The following is a 15,235-nucleotide window of genomic DNA, read 5'->3' on the forward strand; positions in this document are numbered from 1 at the left end:
TTACTCCGGAAAGTGGCTGACGATGATAAACATCACCGTGCCAATCAGGGTGACAATGAAGGAATAGGTGAACATTCCCAGCAGGAACGGCTGCATCAGCATGACCACACCCAACGCGATAAGGATCGAGGCGACCATTTCCCATGGACCGCGGCGTAGCCGCAACAAGCCATTGATAAACATACTCATTTGCGAACCGCTCCGAATGTGATCCCGCGCAACAGGTGCTTGCGCAGCAGGATTGTGAACACCATGACCGGCACCAGAAAGATGGTCGCGCCAGCCGCAACCGCAGGCCAGTCCTTGCCGCCCACCCCGATAATGGTGGGGATAAAGGGCGGCGCCGTCTGGGCCGTTCCAGAGGTCAGCAACACCGCAAAGGCGTACTCGTTCCACGCAAAGATCAGGCAAAAGATCGCGGTTGAGGCGATGCCGGTGGCTGCCTGCGGCAGCACCACTTTGTAAAACGCCTGAAACCGGGTGTAGCCATCAATCAGCGCGGCCTCTTCATACTCAATCGGGATCTCGTCGATGAACCCTTTGAGCAGCCAAACCGACAATGACAGGTTCACCGCCGTATACAGCAGGATCATACCCAGATGCGTGTCGTTCAGACCCAGCTGGCGAAACATCAGGAAAATCGGGATCGCCACGGCAATCGGCGGCATCATCCGCGTTGACAGGATAAAGAACAGCAGATCGTCTTTCAGCGGCACCCGAAACCGGCTGAACGCATAAGCCGCAGCGGTGCCCAGTACCATACACAGGATCGTTGAGCCAAAACCGATAATGACCGAGTTCAGGAAACGTTCGCCATAGCGTGACGGCCCCGAAATCACCTGCCCCTGTTCGCGCACCATTTCTTCGTACCAGGTTTGGGCAGGTGGCAGTGCAGCCAAATCGTCCTCGCTCATCCGCGTGCGTTGGGTAAACAAGTTTACATACCCTTCCAGCGTTGGTTCAAACACCACCTTGGGCGGGTAAGAGATTGAATCCGCCGGTGACTTGAACCCCGTGGCGATAATCCACATCAACGGCAGCAGGGTTATGATGGCATAGAGCACAACAGCCGTGCCCGCGAACCACTTCGTCCGGTTGGACGGTTCTGTAACGGAAAAGCTCATCTTTCTTTTACCTTGTTCAGGGCTTTGACGTAGATCGAGGCAAGGCCAAAGACAGTGACAAACAGGATGACCGCATAGGCCGACGAATACCCGGTGCGCCATTTTTCAAACGCCTCGCGTTTGAGGTCGATCGAGGTCAAAGTGGTTGTGTTGCCCGGCCCGCCGCCAGTCAGCTGCACGACCAGGTCAAACATCTTAAAGTTCTCAATGCCGCGGAACAGCACAGCCAGCATCAAAAACGGCAGCGCCATGGGGATTGTGATGGTCCAGAACTGGCGCCATTTACTGGCACGATCACATTCTGCGGCCTCATAGATGCTGTCGGGGATCGATCTCAGCCCAGCCAAACAGATCAGCATCACAAACGGCGTCCACATCCAAGTGTCGGCAATCACAATGGCCCATGGGGCAAGGTTCACATCCCCGATCATTGAAAAGCTGGACGGATCGGCGCCGGTCAGGAACCCAATCGCGTAATTGAACAAACCGATTTGCGGCTGATAAAGAAAGGTCCAGAAATTCCCCACCACAGCCGGGCTTAGCATCATGGGAAACACGATGATCGTGGTCCACATATCATTGCCCTTGAATTTCTTGTTGATCAGAAACGCCAGCGTGAACCCGATCAGCACCTGAAACACGATGGTCCAGATCAGGAAATGCGCGGTGGCCTGCATCGTGGCCCAAACATCGGGATCAGTCAGGATGCGTTCATAGTTGCGCAGGCCAATAAATTCGACATCGCGATTTGGCCGGTTGACCTTGTAGTTGGTAAAGCTCAACCGGATCGTCCAGATCAGCGGAAAGATATTAACGGCCAGAAGCAGGAAAATGGAGGGGGCAACGAATATCCAGGCGATGGCCCGGTCCGACAGCCCGCGTACCTTTCGGGCCATGGGCGCCGGGGTTGCCCGCGCTATCCTTTCCATCGGAGTATGTGACATATACTTAGTCCTTCGTCGGAGCGCAGTCGGACAAGGGTTTCACCCGAAGGGTCCGAAGGTGTTCGAAAAATCCCGGCGCGCCCGAGCCAATGGCCAGACCCGCCGGGACGGAATATGTCAGGCACTTATTTAGCGCCCGACGGGGAGAGAGGCTTAGATCTTTCCTTCGTCTTCGAAGGTTTCTGTCCAGTCTTTAACAAGCCCATCCAGCGCCTGCTGCGCCGTGCCATTTCCTGCGATGACGTAATCATGCACCCGCTGCTGCATTGCCAAAAGCAGCTCAGCATAGGCCGGTTCCGCCCAGAAATCTTTTACGATTGCCATCGAGTCGAGGAAGGTTTGCGCATAAGGCTGGCTGGTTGCAAAACCGGGGTCTTCGACCACCGCCTTGAGCGCCGAATAGCCGCCAAGCTCCCACCAACGGGCCTGAATTTCGGGCTGGGCGAACCACTTGATATACTCAAGCGCCGCGTCCTGTTTGTCTGAGTATGAAACAACCGAAATCCCTTGACCGCCCAGCTGGGCAAAATGGCCATTCGGACCAGCAGGGTTCGGGAAGTACCCGGATTTGCCGCCGCCCACATTGGGGTCGGCCTCAACGCCCGGCCAGATAAACGCAAAGTTCATCTGCAACGCCACCTGCCCTGACTTGTAGGCGTCGATATTCTCGCCCATGTACCAGTTTGACGACCCCGGAGGTGTCGCGGTGTCATACAGCTCTTTGTAGAACTCAAGCCCGGCAACAGCGCTCTCTGAGTTCACAAACCCTTCCAGCTCATATGGGGTGTCTGGATTATTGTACTCAAAGCCATAGTTATAAAGCGCGTTGGTCACACCCATGGTGATCCCTTCCGAGCCACGCTCGGTATAGATCGCGGCGCCATAAACGGTGGTGCCATCAATGTCGCGGCCCTGAAAGAACTGAGCGATGTCTTTCAGTTCGTCCAATGACGCCGGCACACCCAGATCGCGCCCATAGGTTTCCTTGAACTCAGCCTGAAGGTCCGGGCGGTCAAACCAATCCTTGCGATAGGTCCACCCCACCACATCGCCAAAGGCGGGCAATGCCCAATAGTTTGGCGTGTTCTTGGGCCATTCGGCATAGCCCGTCACGGTCGCGGGAATGAAATCGTCCATGGTGATGCCCTCGGCATCAAAAAAGTCGTTCAGCTTAACGTAGTGGCCATTCTCGGCACCGCCGCCGATCCACTGGCTGTCACCAATCATCAGGTCGCACAGCTTTCCACCCGAGTTCAGCTCGTTCAGCATCCGGTCGGCAAAGTTTGGCCATGGCACAAATTCGAAGTTCATCGAGTGGCCGGACGCCGCCTCAAAATCCTTGCTCAGCTCGATCAGCGCATTTGCCGGATCCCAGGACGCCCAGCATAGGGTCAGGTCATCGGCGCTGGCCGTGCCTGCCATCGTCATGAGGGCCGCCGCCGCCACGCTATATTTGAGACTGTTTTTCATCAGAAAGTTCCTCCCATCTGTTGGTCGCGGCCTGCTTGCCGTCGACTCGCTTGACTGCAAGATTGATAAATGAGGCACGTACCTCATTTCAAGACATTTCTGAGGTACGTACCTCATTTTGATTGCAACCGATTGAAATATATGCAATAGTTCCAAAAGACCGCAACTTAACTAACGACCAAAGCCGAGGCAAAATGCGCCCAACCACCAAAGACTTAGCCAAAGAAGCAGGGGTCAGCCTTGCCACGGTTGACCGTGTTTTGAACGGCCGCCCCGGCGTCAGAAATAAGACGGTCGAGGCCGTGAACGCCGCCATTGAAAAGATCGGGTTCGTGCGAAACCTATCTGCCGCCAATCTGGCCAAGGGCAAACAATATCGCTTTCGATTCATGCTGCCCGCTCATGGTGATCAGTTTCTCGGAGAGCTGCGCGCCCGTATTGACGAGGCCAACCAAGGGCTGGGTGTTGAGGGCATGGTCCTGTCCCATCAGGAGGTTTCACATTCCGACCCGCACCTGATCGCCGAAACGCTAAGCCAGATTGGCCCGGACAAGGTGGATGGGGTGGCCCTGATGGCGCCGGAATCACCTCAGGTACGCGACGCAGCCCTGCGCCTGAAAGAGCGCGGTGTGCATGTTGTTCACCTGATTTCGGGCAAACAGCAGGCCGGGGATTTCGATTTTGTCGGGATCGACAACCAATCGGCGGGCGCAACTGCGGCGCGCTTGTTGGGGCGGTTCAATTGTAGAAAGGAGGGCAAAGTTGTCGTCATTGCCGAAACCATGAACGCGCGAGACAGCCTTGAACGGCGCAAGGGTTTCGACATGGTTCTGACCAGGGATTACCCGCACCTGTCCGCCCTGCCCTCGCTTGAGACCTACGGTGATCCTCGGCGCACGCGCGACGTAATCGCCAACGTGTTGCGCAATAATGCCGATGTTGTGGGCGTCTATATCATGAGTTCTGAGGCCAAGCCCGCGCTTGACGCGTTGGCCGCAGAAAGCGATCCACAATCGCTTATTGTTGTGGCCCATGAACTCACGTCGCGCACCCGCGATGCATTAATGTCGGGCGAGGCTGATGCCCTGATTGCGCAAAACCCCGGCCATCTGGTGCGCAGCGCCGTGAGGCTTCTCAGGGCGCATTGCGACAACCGGTCTGTGGTGAAATCTCAGGAAGTGATCAGGATTGAAATCCTGATCAAAGAGAACCTGAGCGTCTGAGCTACCTGAAATAGCTCAGGACATGCCCAGAGCTTCTTTGTACATTTCCAACACCGCTTCTTCTTCGGCGATATCGTCTTTGTCACGCTTGCGCAAAGCCACTATCTTGCGCAGCACCTTAGTGTCATAGCCACGCGACTTGGCCTCTCCCATGACCTCTTTTTGCTGCTCGGCAATGTCCTTTTTCTCCTGCTCAAGGCGCTCATAACGCTCAACGAACTGGCGCAGTTCATTGGCCGTGACACGGTAGCTGGAATCGATCGAGGTCTCGTCGTTCATGGGGGCTCCTGAGGGGATCAAAGAAATCTGGAGCCGCAAACTAGCGCCGCTTTTCGCGCCCCGCAAGCGCTCTTGAAGCGCTGTTGCGTGATTTCGCGCAGCTTGTCCCCTTGCGATGCGCCGCCGCTTCGGTTACGGGCAGTGCGCAACGTTGAATTCGAGGTGCACCATGGAATGGTTGGTCTGGGCGGGCGCCCTTTTGTCGGTAATCGGGCTGGTTGGTCTGGTAGCGTCGATCATCAAGGCCAACAAGGCGCGCCGTGCCGGATTGAGTGACGAAGAACTGCGCGCGGCGATTCAGAAAATCATGCCCCTGAACATGGGCGCGCTGTTTCTGTCAGTGATCGGGCTGATGGTTGTGATCGTTGGCATTTCGCTAAGCTAACATGCACTCAGGCGTGTTCAGTCGTTCAAAGATGCGAACCCTGCCCCGTTTTTGATCAACAGATCAAAATGCGTTTCCGGCGCCCAGAATTCGGCGTCGTGCTCCGTATAGTCGCGCAGTTTGCCCCGCAAGGCCAATAAGCCAAATGCGTCGGCGGCCTGCATCGGCCCACCCCGCCAGTTTGGAAATCCATGGCCAAGTGTCATGACAACGTCAATGTCAGACGGGCGCTGCGCCACTCCCAGCTTGAGCAATCGCGCGCCCTCATTGGCCATCGCCGCCAGACAACGTGTCTGGATGGTTGCGGCGTCCAACTCGCGCGGCTGAATATCGTTTGACTGCCAAATTTCGGCCAGAACATTCTGCAATTCGGGCGGTGCCATGTTATTTGCCTGATCCGGGGCGTATTCGAAAAACCCGGCGCGGGCTTTGCGCCCCAGTCGGCCCAGCTGCAACAGCTTGTCCAAAACCGGCTGTCCCGCCGTATATCCAAACATCTGTTGGCGCACTTTGATCCGGTCAAGCCCAATGGCATCCGCCGCCTGAAATGGCCCGCGCGCCATGCCCCACATGCGCATCGCTCGGTCCACCCTGTCGGGGGTGATACCAGACACAACCAACTCATCGGCCGCATATAGACAAGCCGCCGCGACCCGATCCCCTATCAAACCCGGCACGGCGCCGGACCGCACCGGCACCTTTCCCAGCGACTGCACAAAGCCATGAAGCGAGGCCACAACGTCACCGTCGCACCCCCGATGCACGGCAATTTCGGCCAGCCTTGTCGTGCGGATGGGCAAAGGTATGTGAATGCCCGCCACACGCTCGGGGTGCTGCGTTCCAGAGGCCAAATGGGTAATATCAGCCAGCGAAGACGCCGTTGTCATAATCGCGTCGGGCGACAGGTGATCCGCAAGTGCCTTGAACAGATCCGCTCTGACAATCGCGTCCTGCCCTGCCATTTCAATAACCAAATCCGCATGCGCGAGCGCGGCCAACTCGGACGAGGTGGTTAGATTGGCCAAGACAGGGGCGAGCCTGTCATCCGGAAGTTGCGCCTGCGAGATAGCGCGCCGCAGCATGCTTGCAACGCGGGCCGCGGCTTGCTCGGCATGGGCCGTGTCCTTGTCGACAAGCGTTACTTTGCGTCCCGACAACAGGCACATGAGCGCCATCCCGCACCCACGAACGTCTGCACCAATGATCCCGACGTGATCCAACCGTTTGACTTTCCCGGTGGCAAGTTCCGGAAACCGCACCGCCCGACGCTCTGCCTTGAACAAATGGCGCAGTGCCTTTGACTGATCCGATGCGCGCAACACATCCAACGCGGCTGCTTCAAATTCGATCCCTACATCAAACGGCAACAGCCCCGCCGCCTCGACACAGCGCAGAATTTCGCGCGGCGCAACTTCGGCGCGCACGCCAACCTTGGAACGCCAGCCGCCCAGCGCGCCCTGAAAGGCTGTGCCATCGACCACGCCCTCAATGCGATCACAAGACCGGCGCGGAGTTTTGCCTGCCTTAACCAAATGGCTGGCAAATTTCCGCGCCACATCAATCTCATCAGACGTTGTGGCCTGATCGACAAACGGCTGCAACACGTCGGCCTCGACGGCAATTCTGCGCCCTGTCGCCACAAGATCCATTGCGGTTTGCGCACCACCGATGCGCGCGACACGTTGTATCGTGCCGCCTTCAGGCAACAACCCGATGGTCACTTCCGGAAACCCAACATGCACGCCCGCGCGCGCCACCCGGTAATGACACGCCAGCGCCAGACCAAACCCCGGACCCAGCGCGCCGCCGTTCAAAACCGCAATCACCGGTTTTGGGCTGTTCTCAATGGTTCGAAAAAGTTCTGTAATGGAAGGGGCCGTCGCTTCGGCCTCAATTTCTGTAAGGTTCAACCCGGTGGAAAACACCTTGCCTGACCCCGTCACAACAATCGCGTGAATGTCGCTGTCAGCAAGGGCGCGCGAAAAACAACTCAGCAAATTGCCACGCATTTCAGCGGTCAATGCGTTGGTGGGCGCCTGCCCCATGGTCAAGACTGCAATACCCTGCTCAGTCTGAAAACCGACCGTGTTGCTCATTAAGGTCTCTTACATCGTTCAAAAGAAAAGCATTTACTCCCTGTTAACTGTAACGCCCCCTCGTAGTGAAACAAGCCCACATATCATAAGAGCCCCAACAGATTGTCAGGGCCCTCTTATCACCTCGCGCTGAAGGAACGCCTAAATCGGCATGTTGTCAAAGCTGTCCTCGATCTCTTCATCCAACAAATCAAGGTCCAGCCTCTTGAGCTGCGCCGGAATGGCGCCGCCAAACACACGGATCATCTCTAGTGTGCGATGCAATTGCTGATGCAACTCATAACGCGCATCGCCGCTAGCCCCTTCAATGGATTTCGCCAGCGTTTCCGCCTTTTCCAAAAGTTGCTCAACAGTCATGATTTCTCCTCCCTAAATGGTGCAAAACACCCGACGCAACGCTTCTGCGACCACTCAATGGTGCGCCGCGCACTTTTTACAAAACGGTGTATCTGGCAGAACCCGCAACCTTTCACGCGCTATCGGTTCCGCGCAAATGGTGCAAATGCCGTATTCTGACGCACGCAACCGAGCTAGTGCCGCTTGAATACGCACAATCTCGTTCTGCCCGCTTTGCCCAAGCGTCTCCAATACCTCGTCGCCCTCTCGTTCAACCGCGGACTCTTCCCAGTCTTTCGACCGCGGCTGATCCAACTCGGCCTCGATGTCGTGCAAACGCCTGTCCAACTCACCGAGCCGTTTTAACAAAGCTCTTTTCTCAACGCTGAAATCGGTCATCATGTGCTCCATGCTCTGTGTCGATATAGTGTCACAAACACAGCAAATCTGCTTTGACGCATATCAATCGACCGTGACGCACGGCTGAAAATGAGGGTCTTGAAACATATGCGATTTTCAATATATGTTTCCCATACGAGGAGCACTTGCCATGACACCAGTTGTAACCGCCTTTTTTGACAGTTCTACGAACACGATCTCTTTTGTGGTTCAGGATCCGGGCGGATCGTCCTGTGCGATCATCGACTCGGTACTGGACTTTGACTATGCATCCGGACGTACAGATACAAAATCCGCCGACGAAGTCGTCGAATTTGTACGCGCCAAGGAGCTCAAGGTAGAATGGCTGCTCGAAAGCCACGTGCATGCTGATCACCTGTCGGCGGCCCCCTATCTGCAAGAGCGACTAGGTGGCAAGATCGGTATCGGAGAAAAAATCACCGTCATTCAGGACACATTTGGCAAGGTCTTTAACGAAGGCACCGAATTTCAGCGTGACGGCTCGCAATTTGACCAGCTGTTTACCGAAGGGGACAGCCTGATGATTGGGCAAATGCGTTGCGATGTACTGCACACGCCGGGCCATACACCAGCCTGCCTGACTTATGTCATCGGGGATGCGGCCTTTGTAGGTGACACACTGTTCATGCCTGATTTTGGCACAGCGCGCTGTGACTTTCCCGGTGGCTCGTCTGAAATGCTGTACATTTCGATCCAGAAGATCCTTTCACTGCCCGACGAAACCCGCATTTTTGTGGGACATGATTACAAGGCGCCCGGACGCGATGAATACGCATGGGAAACCACCGTTGGCGAGCAAAAGGCGCGCAATGTGCATGTGGGTGGCGGTGCGAACAAGGATGAGTTTGTTGAAATGCGCGATGCGCGTGACGCGACGCTGGCCATGCCCAAGCTGATCATCCCATCCCTTCAGGTCAATATGCGCGCGGGTCAGATGCCGGAACCGGACGACGAAGGCGATGTCTTTCTTAAGGTGCCTCTCAACAAGCTCTGAAGGCGCGCGTCGTCTCAAAAAACCACAAGGAAACACGAATATGAATGCAATCCCGATTGATTGGATCCTGGGGCTGTGCGGCGGGCTGATGATTGGCCTGGGCGGCGCGGTTTTTCTGTTGGCCAATGGGCGCATCATGGGCGCCAGCGGCCTAATTGGCGGGCTGGTGGATGGCACCGGGCGCGGGAACACTGCCGAGCGCGTGGTTTTTCTTTTGGGTGTCTTTCTGCTGCCCGTTTTGCTGACGCCAGTCTTTCGCATTGACACCACCCATGCCAGCCAAAACGTGATTGTGCTGATCGCTGCCGGTCTGCTCGTTGGCGTGGGCACGCGGCTGGCCAATGGATGTACATCCGGGCATGGCGTGTGCGGCATGTCGCGCCTGTCGCTGCGCGGTTTTGTGGCTACAATTTTTTACATCATGGCGGGTGGTCTGACTGTCGTATTGTTCCGTCATATTCTGGGGGTGATCTGATGAAGCGCCTGTTTTTTGCCTTTCTCGCTGGTGGCTTATTTGGCGCAGGCTTGATGATTTCGGGTATGACCGACACCAGCAAGGTTCAGGGTTGGTTGGATGTGTTTGGCAATTGGGATCCAACGCTCGCCTTTGTGATGGGGGGGGGCATCATGCCGATGGCGGCGGCCTGGGCCTACGCACGTGGGCGCAAACCCATCATGGGCGGTACATTTCCCGCGCCGGCCGAACCAAAAGTTGGCCGCAACCTTGTGCTTGGATCGATCCTGTTTGGCATGGGATGGGGGCTTGCGGGCTTGTGTCCCGGTCCGGCGGTCGCGTCTCTCAGCTATGGGGGCTGGCCGCATTGGTTATTTCTGGCGGCAATGCTACTAGGGTTCGCCGCCGCGCCTTTCGTGCGGACACAACTGGACAGCGCCGTGCCCGCCGAGTAATCAATACCTATGGATATTCGCCAGATCACCCCCCGCTATTTCGTCGCGCCTCAGATCGAGGCGTCGGACATGTCCGCCCTAGCCGAAGCCGGTTTCACTGCGGTCATCAACAACCGCCCCGACACCGAGATTGGGCCGGACCATCACAGTGATGTCATGCGTCAGGCCGCCGAAGCCGCCGGCTTGAAATACGTCGTCAACCCGCTGACCATGGACTCCATGACCCCCGACCGACAGGCACTTCAGCGCGAGACGCTGGACACGTGCGAGGACAAGGTCCTGGCTTATTGCCGCTCTGGCACGCGCAGCACAATCTGCTGGGCGTTGTCCGTGGCACCTGACATGGACACCAATGATATTGTCGAGGCGGCGGCCAATGGTGGGTATGACCTGAACGGTCTTGCCCCCACCCTACGCGCCATCGCCGAGCGCGACTGAATTTGGCGGCGCCTCCTCGGATGGGGGCGCACCCAGATTGGCCAAAGCAGTTGGGTCGCCAATGTCGTCGGCGCTCAGCTGAATGAGATCATCGAGATCGCTGAAATCATCGTCGGCCAAGCCGGTCGGGTCATCCATTTCTTCGACGGGTGGCAACACCGCATCTAGCGCAGTTTCAGCCGCCAGCAACTCCTCCAGTTCCTGTTCACTCGAGACAGTAAGTGTTTCTTCGACAAAATTTGGCTCTTCTTCTGTCACGCGCGCCTTGGGCAGCCCCTTACCACGCAAACGGATCGCGCGCGTCCCGTCGACCTGCCCAACCTGAGCACGCGCGATTTCGTGGCCCGATGCGGTTTCCAGCCGTGTGTCATGCAGCGCCCCTTTGGGGATGTGCAACACGTCCCCCACAGCCAGAGTCTGAAGCGTGGTTATCGGCACATTCACACGCGCCAATATGGCCTTTAGATCCGAAGTTGCCAGTTTCAGGTTGTCGGCAAAAGCCTTGGGATCGGCTTCAACGCTCCGCCCGTCCGCAGCCTCTTCCGGGGCGACTTTGCATTCCGGAAACCCAAACAGCATGACCCCGGACTTAGCCCCGCCCTCAAGTGCGATATGCAGCTCAAACAGGTGATATTCATGGGATGTCAGCGACAATGACAACGTGCGCGGCCCGGCCGTCATGGCGCCCATCCGATATGTCTGCAACCAATCCGGCGTATCGGGCTGGTCCAGCAACGCCGCGCGAAACCGGCTGAGAAGATCGTTGATAAATGGGGTAATCAGCGCCGCATCCACACGCGTTGGCAACCTGCCCGTCGCTTCACGCGCGACCACCTTGCCGATGGTCTGGAACTCGACCATGCCCGCCAGCACCTGTGCGTCAACCGAAAGCGCGCTTGGCTCTCCGTCGTCGCCCTCCAACACGGCCAACAGCGCCTCAGCGTTCAGGTTCTGCGACAGGTTTTCGTGCTGAACCACGCGACGGCGCACTTCGCGTACGTCGAGCACCATGCCCAAACCGGTTTCACCGGCCTTCTCAATCGCAAGGCGCAACGCCTTTTCAGGCGGCATTGTGCGCGCCATATAGTCCTGGCGCCAGTCGCTGGCCTTGCGCCTGAGAATAGAACCCTGTCCTGTATCGCTCATTCTTCGCGTCACCATTGTGCGCACCGCAATCACCACGGCCCGTCCCTCTCACTTTATCAAGCAGAAGGTTACCAGAGGATTTATGTGGAGCGATTACGAGGCCAAAGTGACGCGAGTCTCGGGCAGTGTCACGCGGAACGCACCCCCGCCCTGCCCCGGTAAATAGGCGATGTCCCCGCCAAGGCGCGACATAATCTCGCGACAGATCGCCAAGCCCAAACCGGCCCCATTGGCACGCTGTTCGCCAACACGCGAGAATTTCTCAAATATCACTGCCTGATCATCTTTGGAAATCCCGGTGCCATTATCAACGAAATCCACGACCAAAGCGCCTTCGTGCACACCAACATCAATGGTCAACGACGGATAATCTGCATCGCAATATTTTTGCGCGTTTCCAATCAGGTTGATAAAAACCTGGCTCAGGCGATCCAGATCGGTTGTGAGTGCGATATGCTCTTGCGTGCGGTGTCGCGTCACATGGAGACGCTCGCTGCCATTGCCCGTCAGTGCCGCCGCCAGCGCATGATCCAAAATCGCAGCCAATTGCCCGGTTTGCACATTCAGCGTCACTTGACCATTTTCCAACACGCTCAGATCCAACAGGTCATCCAACAGGCGTGTCAGACGTATAGCTTCGTTATGAATGATCGAAGAATACTTGATCTTGTCATCTTCACTCAGCTTTTCACTATCCCGCAGGATTTCCGAAAACGCGCGGATAGATGTCATGGGTGTGCGCAGCTCGTGACTGATCTGGCTCAGAAATGCGTCTTTCTGCTCCGATATCCGGGTCAGTTTTTCGTTGGCCTGTCGCAACTGGCGCGCGGTGCGGCTTAGTTCGTCTGACTGTGCCTCAAGCTGTGAGGAATATTCCATCATCTGCGCGGTTTCATCGGCCACCGCCATCAGGTCTTCGACCGACACAGATGCACCGCCGACGATCTGCCCGATCATGGCATGCGCAGTTGCCGCCCCCACCGAACCGGCCAATTCGCGCTCCAGCACTTGCAGGAAATCCGGGCTTGGCTCAGGCAACAGCCCACTGACACCTTGCCGGCGCGCCTCGCGCTCAAACAATCGCTGTGCCTCACGTGCGCCCAGAATACGCTGGGCCATCACCATCAGATCTTCGCTCTGTGCAAGGCTCCCGCTCCAGCTTTGCGGGGTCGAGCTGTGTTCGTAGACATTCACAAACTGAGCGCCCTGCAACCGTTCCAGCGGAGACGGAAAGCCGATTAGTGAGGCAACAAAAAACGCCAGCGCATTGAGCGAGATCGACCACAAGATCGCATGCACAAGCGGGTCCATCCCATCAATCCCGAAAAACGCCTGCGGACGCAGCCATGACAAGCCCAAAGGCCCCTGTGCCATGACGCTTTCGGAAATGAAAACCCCAGTGCCAAAACTGGGCAGAAGCAACGCGTACGCCCAAATGACAAACCCGACGGTCAATCCCGCAAATGCCCCCAGCCGGGTCGCCCCGCGCCAGAAGATACCGCCCAGCAACACCGGAAGGAACTGTGCCACCCCAGCAAACGAGATCAACCCGATCGAGGCCAGCGCCGTTCCTCCACCCGACAGTCGGTAATAGAGATAGCCCAGCGTAACGACACCCGCGATGGAAATCCGGCGTGAAAGCAGCACGACATGGCGTACATCGCCCGACACGCTGGCCCCGCCCCCGGATGCGCTCAGCCAGATCGGCATAACGATATGGTTGGACACCATCGTCGACAACGCCAGCGCCGCAACAATCACCATTGATGTGGCACTGGAAAAGCCGCCGATGAAGGACAGCATCGCCAACCCATCATTACCGGTCGCCAAGGGGATGGTCAGCACAAAAAAGTCCGGGTTCGACCCGGCGGGCAACAGATCAAGACCAACCACCGCAATCGGCACGACAAACAGGCTGATCAACATCAGATACGCTGGAAAGGCCCACGCCGCTGTGCGCAAATGGCCTTCGTCTTCATTCTCGACCACCATCACCTGAAACATCCTTGGCAGGCACAAAAAGGCCGCCGCTGACAAAAAGATCAGCCCGGCCCAGCGGTCCCCGCGCATTTCCCAGTCGCCAATCTCGGATGAATCAATACGGTTCAGGATGTCGGAAACACCGCCACCCAGCCCCCAGACCACAAACGCACCAACCGCGAGCAGCGCGAACAATTTGACCACGGCCTCAACGGCGATGGCCATGACCACCCCGTGATGGCGTTCGTTTGCGTCCAGATTTCGTGTACCAAACACAATGGTGAACAAGGCCAGCCCTGCCGCGATCAACAGCGCATTGCTCTCATGACTTTGCACATGAGAGTTCACATCATAAGCATCTGAAAACACACTAAAACTGACCGTGACCGATTGCAACTGAAGCGCGATATAGGGCGTGGTTCCGATCACGGCGAGGATGGTGACACCAATTGCCAGCAAGTTGGATTTTCCATAACGCGAGGAAATTAGGTCAGCAATGGATGTCACCCGCTGGCTGCGCCCGATACGAACCAGTTTGCGTAATATCCACCACCAGCCCACCATCACCAGCGAAGGGCCAAGATAGATCGTCAGATACTCAAGCCCTGAGCGCGCGGCATAGCCAACCGCGCCGTAAAACGTCCACGCGGTGCAATAGATAGACAGTGACAAGGTGTAGATCAGGGGCGATCGCAGCCAGTTTGATCGTCCACGGATTGCGGCCCGCTCTGCCGCAAAGGCGACAACAAACAGAAAAGCCACGTAAATCAGACAGACCGCGACAAGCACGTTGAACGTGGCCATTACCGGTCCTCCTGTTCCTCACCCAAACCCGCCCGCGACAGGATGCGTGCCAAAACAGCGCCCAGTACAACCATGACCAGCCATACGGTAAACACATAGACGATAGCATTTGACGTTGAAACCACGTCTTCCGTGCCGCTGGGCCACAAGAGCGGCACCGCCCAAAGCACCGCACCAATCAGGGGCAGTACGCGAACCACGTCCACCAAACGGCGCCGGCGATAGCTCTGGCGCTCAAGGAATAAAGAGGTGCGGCGTTCGTTCACTCTGTCACCAGCTCTCGCACCACCTCCAGCACTTCGGCATTCGAGAAAGGCTTGGTCATGAACCGGCTTGCGCCCGCCCGTTCGGCCATTTCGCGATCTTTTACCTGCCCTCGCGCGGTCAGCATTAGAACCGGCAATGACCGGGTCTGATCACCTTCGCGCAGTTCACGCAGAATGTCATACCCGCTTTTGCCAGGCAGCATTACATCAAGGATCACCAGATCCGGCAATTGGGTCTGCACCACGCCAACCGCGTCGTGCCCATTTGAATGTGTCGCAACCGACCATCCATCGCGCGACAGAATAAAACTGATCGCTTCGATAATGTTTGGTTCGTCTTCTATCAGAAGAACGTTCTTCTCCATGCAGTCTCCCTTTCCTGCACGCCCGTCATATTCGACTTGTGCTATTCTTAGCGCCG

18 protein-coding genes are annotated in these 15,235 nt (G+C 57.0%); 6 read left to right on the plus strand and 12 right to left on the minus strand.

The window, feature by feature from the left end; all coding sequences use genetic code 11:
• The 4 genes from CLV88_RS00725 to CLV88_RS00740 form a co-directional block, all read right to left on the minus strand.
• The gene (locus CLV88_RS00725) at positions 1 to 189 is read right to left on the minus strand and encodes a hypothetical protein (RefSeq protein ID WP_106606453.1); all 189 of its coding nucleotides are present in this window, start codon (positions 187 to 189) and stop codon (positions 1 to 3) included.
• Complete coding sequence (locus CLV88_RS00730; protein WP_106606454.1) at positions 186 to 1,124, minus strand: carbohydrate ABC transporter permease; 939 nt, start codon at positions 1,122 to 1,124, stop codon at positions 186 to 188. The genes CLV88_RS00725 and CLV88_RS00730 overlap by 4 nt, the downstream gene beginning before the upstream one ends.
• On the minus strand, positions 1,121 to 2,068 hold the full coding sequence (locus tag CLV88_RS00735) for a carbohydrate ABC transporter permease (RefSeq protein WP_106606455.1): 948 nt from the start codon (positions 2,066 to 2,068) through the stop codon (positions 1,121 to 1,123). Before CLV88_RS00735 ends, CLV88_RS00730 begins: the two co-directional genes overlap by 4 nt.
• Positions 2,069 to 2,221: 153 nt before the next feature.
• Entirely contained in the window at positions 2,222 to 3,538 is a 1,317-nt protein-coding gene (locus CLV88_RS00740; RefSeq protein WP_106606456.1) for an ABC transporter substrate-binding protein, read from the minus strand.
• Between the two features lie 194 nt (positions 3,539 to 3,732).
• On the opposite strand from CLV88_RS00740, the gene CLV88_RS00745 reads away from it, so the two are divergent.
• Positions 3,733 to 4,761 (plus strand): LacI family DNA-binding transcriptional regulator, encoded by a 1,029-nt coding sequence (locus CLV88_RS00745; protein WP_106606457.1) that lies wholly within the window; start codon positions 3,733 to 3,735, stop codon positions 4,759 to 4,761.
• A gap of 15 nt (positions 4,762 to 4,776) precedes the next feature.
• Here CLV88_RS00745 and CLV88_RS00750 read toward each other — a convergent pair whose 3' ends face one another.
• The gene (locus CLV88_RS00750; RefSeq protein WP_106606458.1) at positions 4,777 to 5,040 is read right to left on the minus strand and encodes a DUF2312 domain-containing protein; all 264 of its coding nucleotides are present in this window, start codon (positions 5,038 to 5,040) and stop codon (positions 4,777 to 4,779) included.
• Positions 5,041 to 5,209: 169 nt separating this feature from the next.
• Here CLV88_RS00750 and CLV88_RS00755 point away from each other — a divergent pair, with 169 nt between their 5' ends.
• Positions 5,210 to 5,425, plus strand: coding sequence for a hypothetical protein (locus CLV88_RS00755; RefSeq protein ID WP_106606459.1), 216 nt, complete (start codon positions 5,210 to 5,212; stop codon positions 5,423 to 5,425).
• A gap of 17 nt (positions 5,426 to 5,442) precedes the next feature.
• Here CLV88_RS00755 and CLV88_RS00760 read toward each other — a convergent pair whose 3' ends face one another.
• The 3 genes from CLV88_RS00760 to CLV88_RS00770 all read right to left on the minus strand — a co-directional run bounded on the left by CLV88_RS00760 (position 5,443) and on the right by CLV88_RS00770 (position 8,256).
• Entirely contained in the window at positions 5,443 to 7,521 is a 2,079-nt protein-coding gene (locus CLV88_RS00760) for a 3-hydroxyacyl-CoA dehydrogenase NAD-binding domain-containing protein (RefSeq protein WP_106606460.1), read from the minus strand.
• Between the two features lie 141 nt (positions 7,522 to 7,662).
• A complete protein-coding gene (locus CLV88_RS00765; RefSeq protein WP_106606461.1) occupies positions 7,663 to 7,878 on the minus strand; it encodes a hypothetical protein in 216 nt (71 codons plus the stop codon).
• Between the two features lie 54 nt (positions 7,879 to 7,932).
• Positions 7,933 to 8,256, minus strand: coding sequence for a TraR/DksA family transcriptional regulator (locus CLV88_RS00770; protein ID WP_106606462.1), 324 nt, complete (start codon positions 8,254 to 8,256; stop codon positions 7,933 to 7,935).
• Between the two features lie 151 nt (positions 8,257 to 8,407).
• Here CLV88_RS00770 and CLV88_RS00775 point away from each other — a divergent pair, with 151 nt between their 5' ends.
• Genes CLV88_RS00775 through CLV88_RS00790 form a run of 4 tightly spaced genes read left to right on the plus strand, consistent with a single transcriptional unit; the run spans position 8,408 to position 10,618 of the window.
• A complete protein-coding gene (locus CLV88_RS00775) occupies positions 8,408 to 9,271 on the plus strand; it encodes an MBL fold metallo-hydrolase (RefSeq protein ID WP_106606463.1) in 864 nt (287 codons plus the stop codon).
• Positions 9,272 to 9,320: 49 nt separating this feature from the next.
• Complete coding sequence (locus CLV88_RS00780; RefSeq protein WP_106607039.1) at positions 9,321 to 9,746, plus strand: YeeE/YedE family protein; 426 nt, start codon at positions 9,321 to 9,323, stop codon at positions 9,744 to 9,746.
• On the plus strand, positions 9,746 to 10,180 hold the full coding sequence (locus tag CLV88_RS00785) for a DUF6691 family protein (protein WP_106606464.1): 435 nt from the start codon (positions 9,746 to 9,748) through the stop codon (positions 10,178 to 10,180). The genes CLV88_RS00780 and CLV88_RS00785 overlap by 1 nt, the downstream gene beginning before the upstream one ends.
• 9 nt (positions 10,181 to 10,189) lie before the next feature.
• Positions 10,190 to 10,618, plus strand: a complete 429-nt coding sequence (locus CLV88_RS00790) for a protein tyrosine phosphatase family protein (protein WP_106606465.1) — start codon at positions 10,190 to 10,192, stop codon at positions 10,616 to 10,618.
• On the opposite strand, the gene CLV88_RS00795 is transcribed toward CLV88_RS00790, so the two are convergent.
• The 4 genes from CLV88_RS00795 to CLV88_RS00810 all read right to left on the minus strand — a co-directional run bounded on the left by CLV88_RS00795 (position 10,592) and on the right by CLV88_RS00810 (position 15,179).
• Positions 10,592 to 11,764: a FliM/FliN family flagellar motor C-terminal domain-containing protein gene (locus CLV88_RS00795; RefSeq protein WP_165798780.1), complete on the minus strand. Its 1,173-nt coding sequence runs from the start codon at positions 11,762 to 11,764 to the stop codon at positions 10,592 to 10,594. The genes CLV88_RS00790 and CLV88_RS00795 overlap by 27 nt on opposite strands.
• A gap of 93 nt (positions 11,765 to 11,857) precedes the next feature.
• Positions 11,858 to 14,548: an ATP-binding protein gene (locus CLV88_RS00800; RefSeq protein ID WP_106606467.1), complete on the minus strand. Its 2,691-nt coding sequence runs from the start codon at positions 14,546 to 14,548 to the stop codon at positions 11,858 to 11,860.
• Entirely contained in the window at positions 14,548 to 14,814 is a 267-nt protein-coding gene (locus tag CLV88_RS00805) for a hypothetical protein (RefSeq protein ID WP_106606468.1), read from the minus strand. Before CLV88_RS00805 ends, CLV88_RS00800 begins: the two co-directional genes overlap by 1 nt.
• Positions 14,811 to 15,179: a response regulator transcription factor gene (locus CLV88_RS00810; protein ID WP_106606469.1), complete on the minus strand. Its 369-nt coding sequence runs from the start codon at positions 15,177 to 15,179 to the stop codon at positions 14,811 to 14,813. The genes CLV88_RS00805 and CLV88_RS00810 overlap by 4 nt, the downstream gene beginning before the upstream one ends.
• Positions 15,180 to 15,235 lie beyond the last annotated feature (56 nt).

Origin of the sequence: Shimia abyssi (assembly GCF_003014475.1) — a bacterium.
Classification (GTDB): Bacteria; Pseudomonadota; Alphaproteobacteria; order Rhodobacterales; family Rhodobacteraceae; genus Shimia; species Shimia abyssi.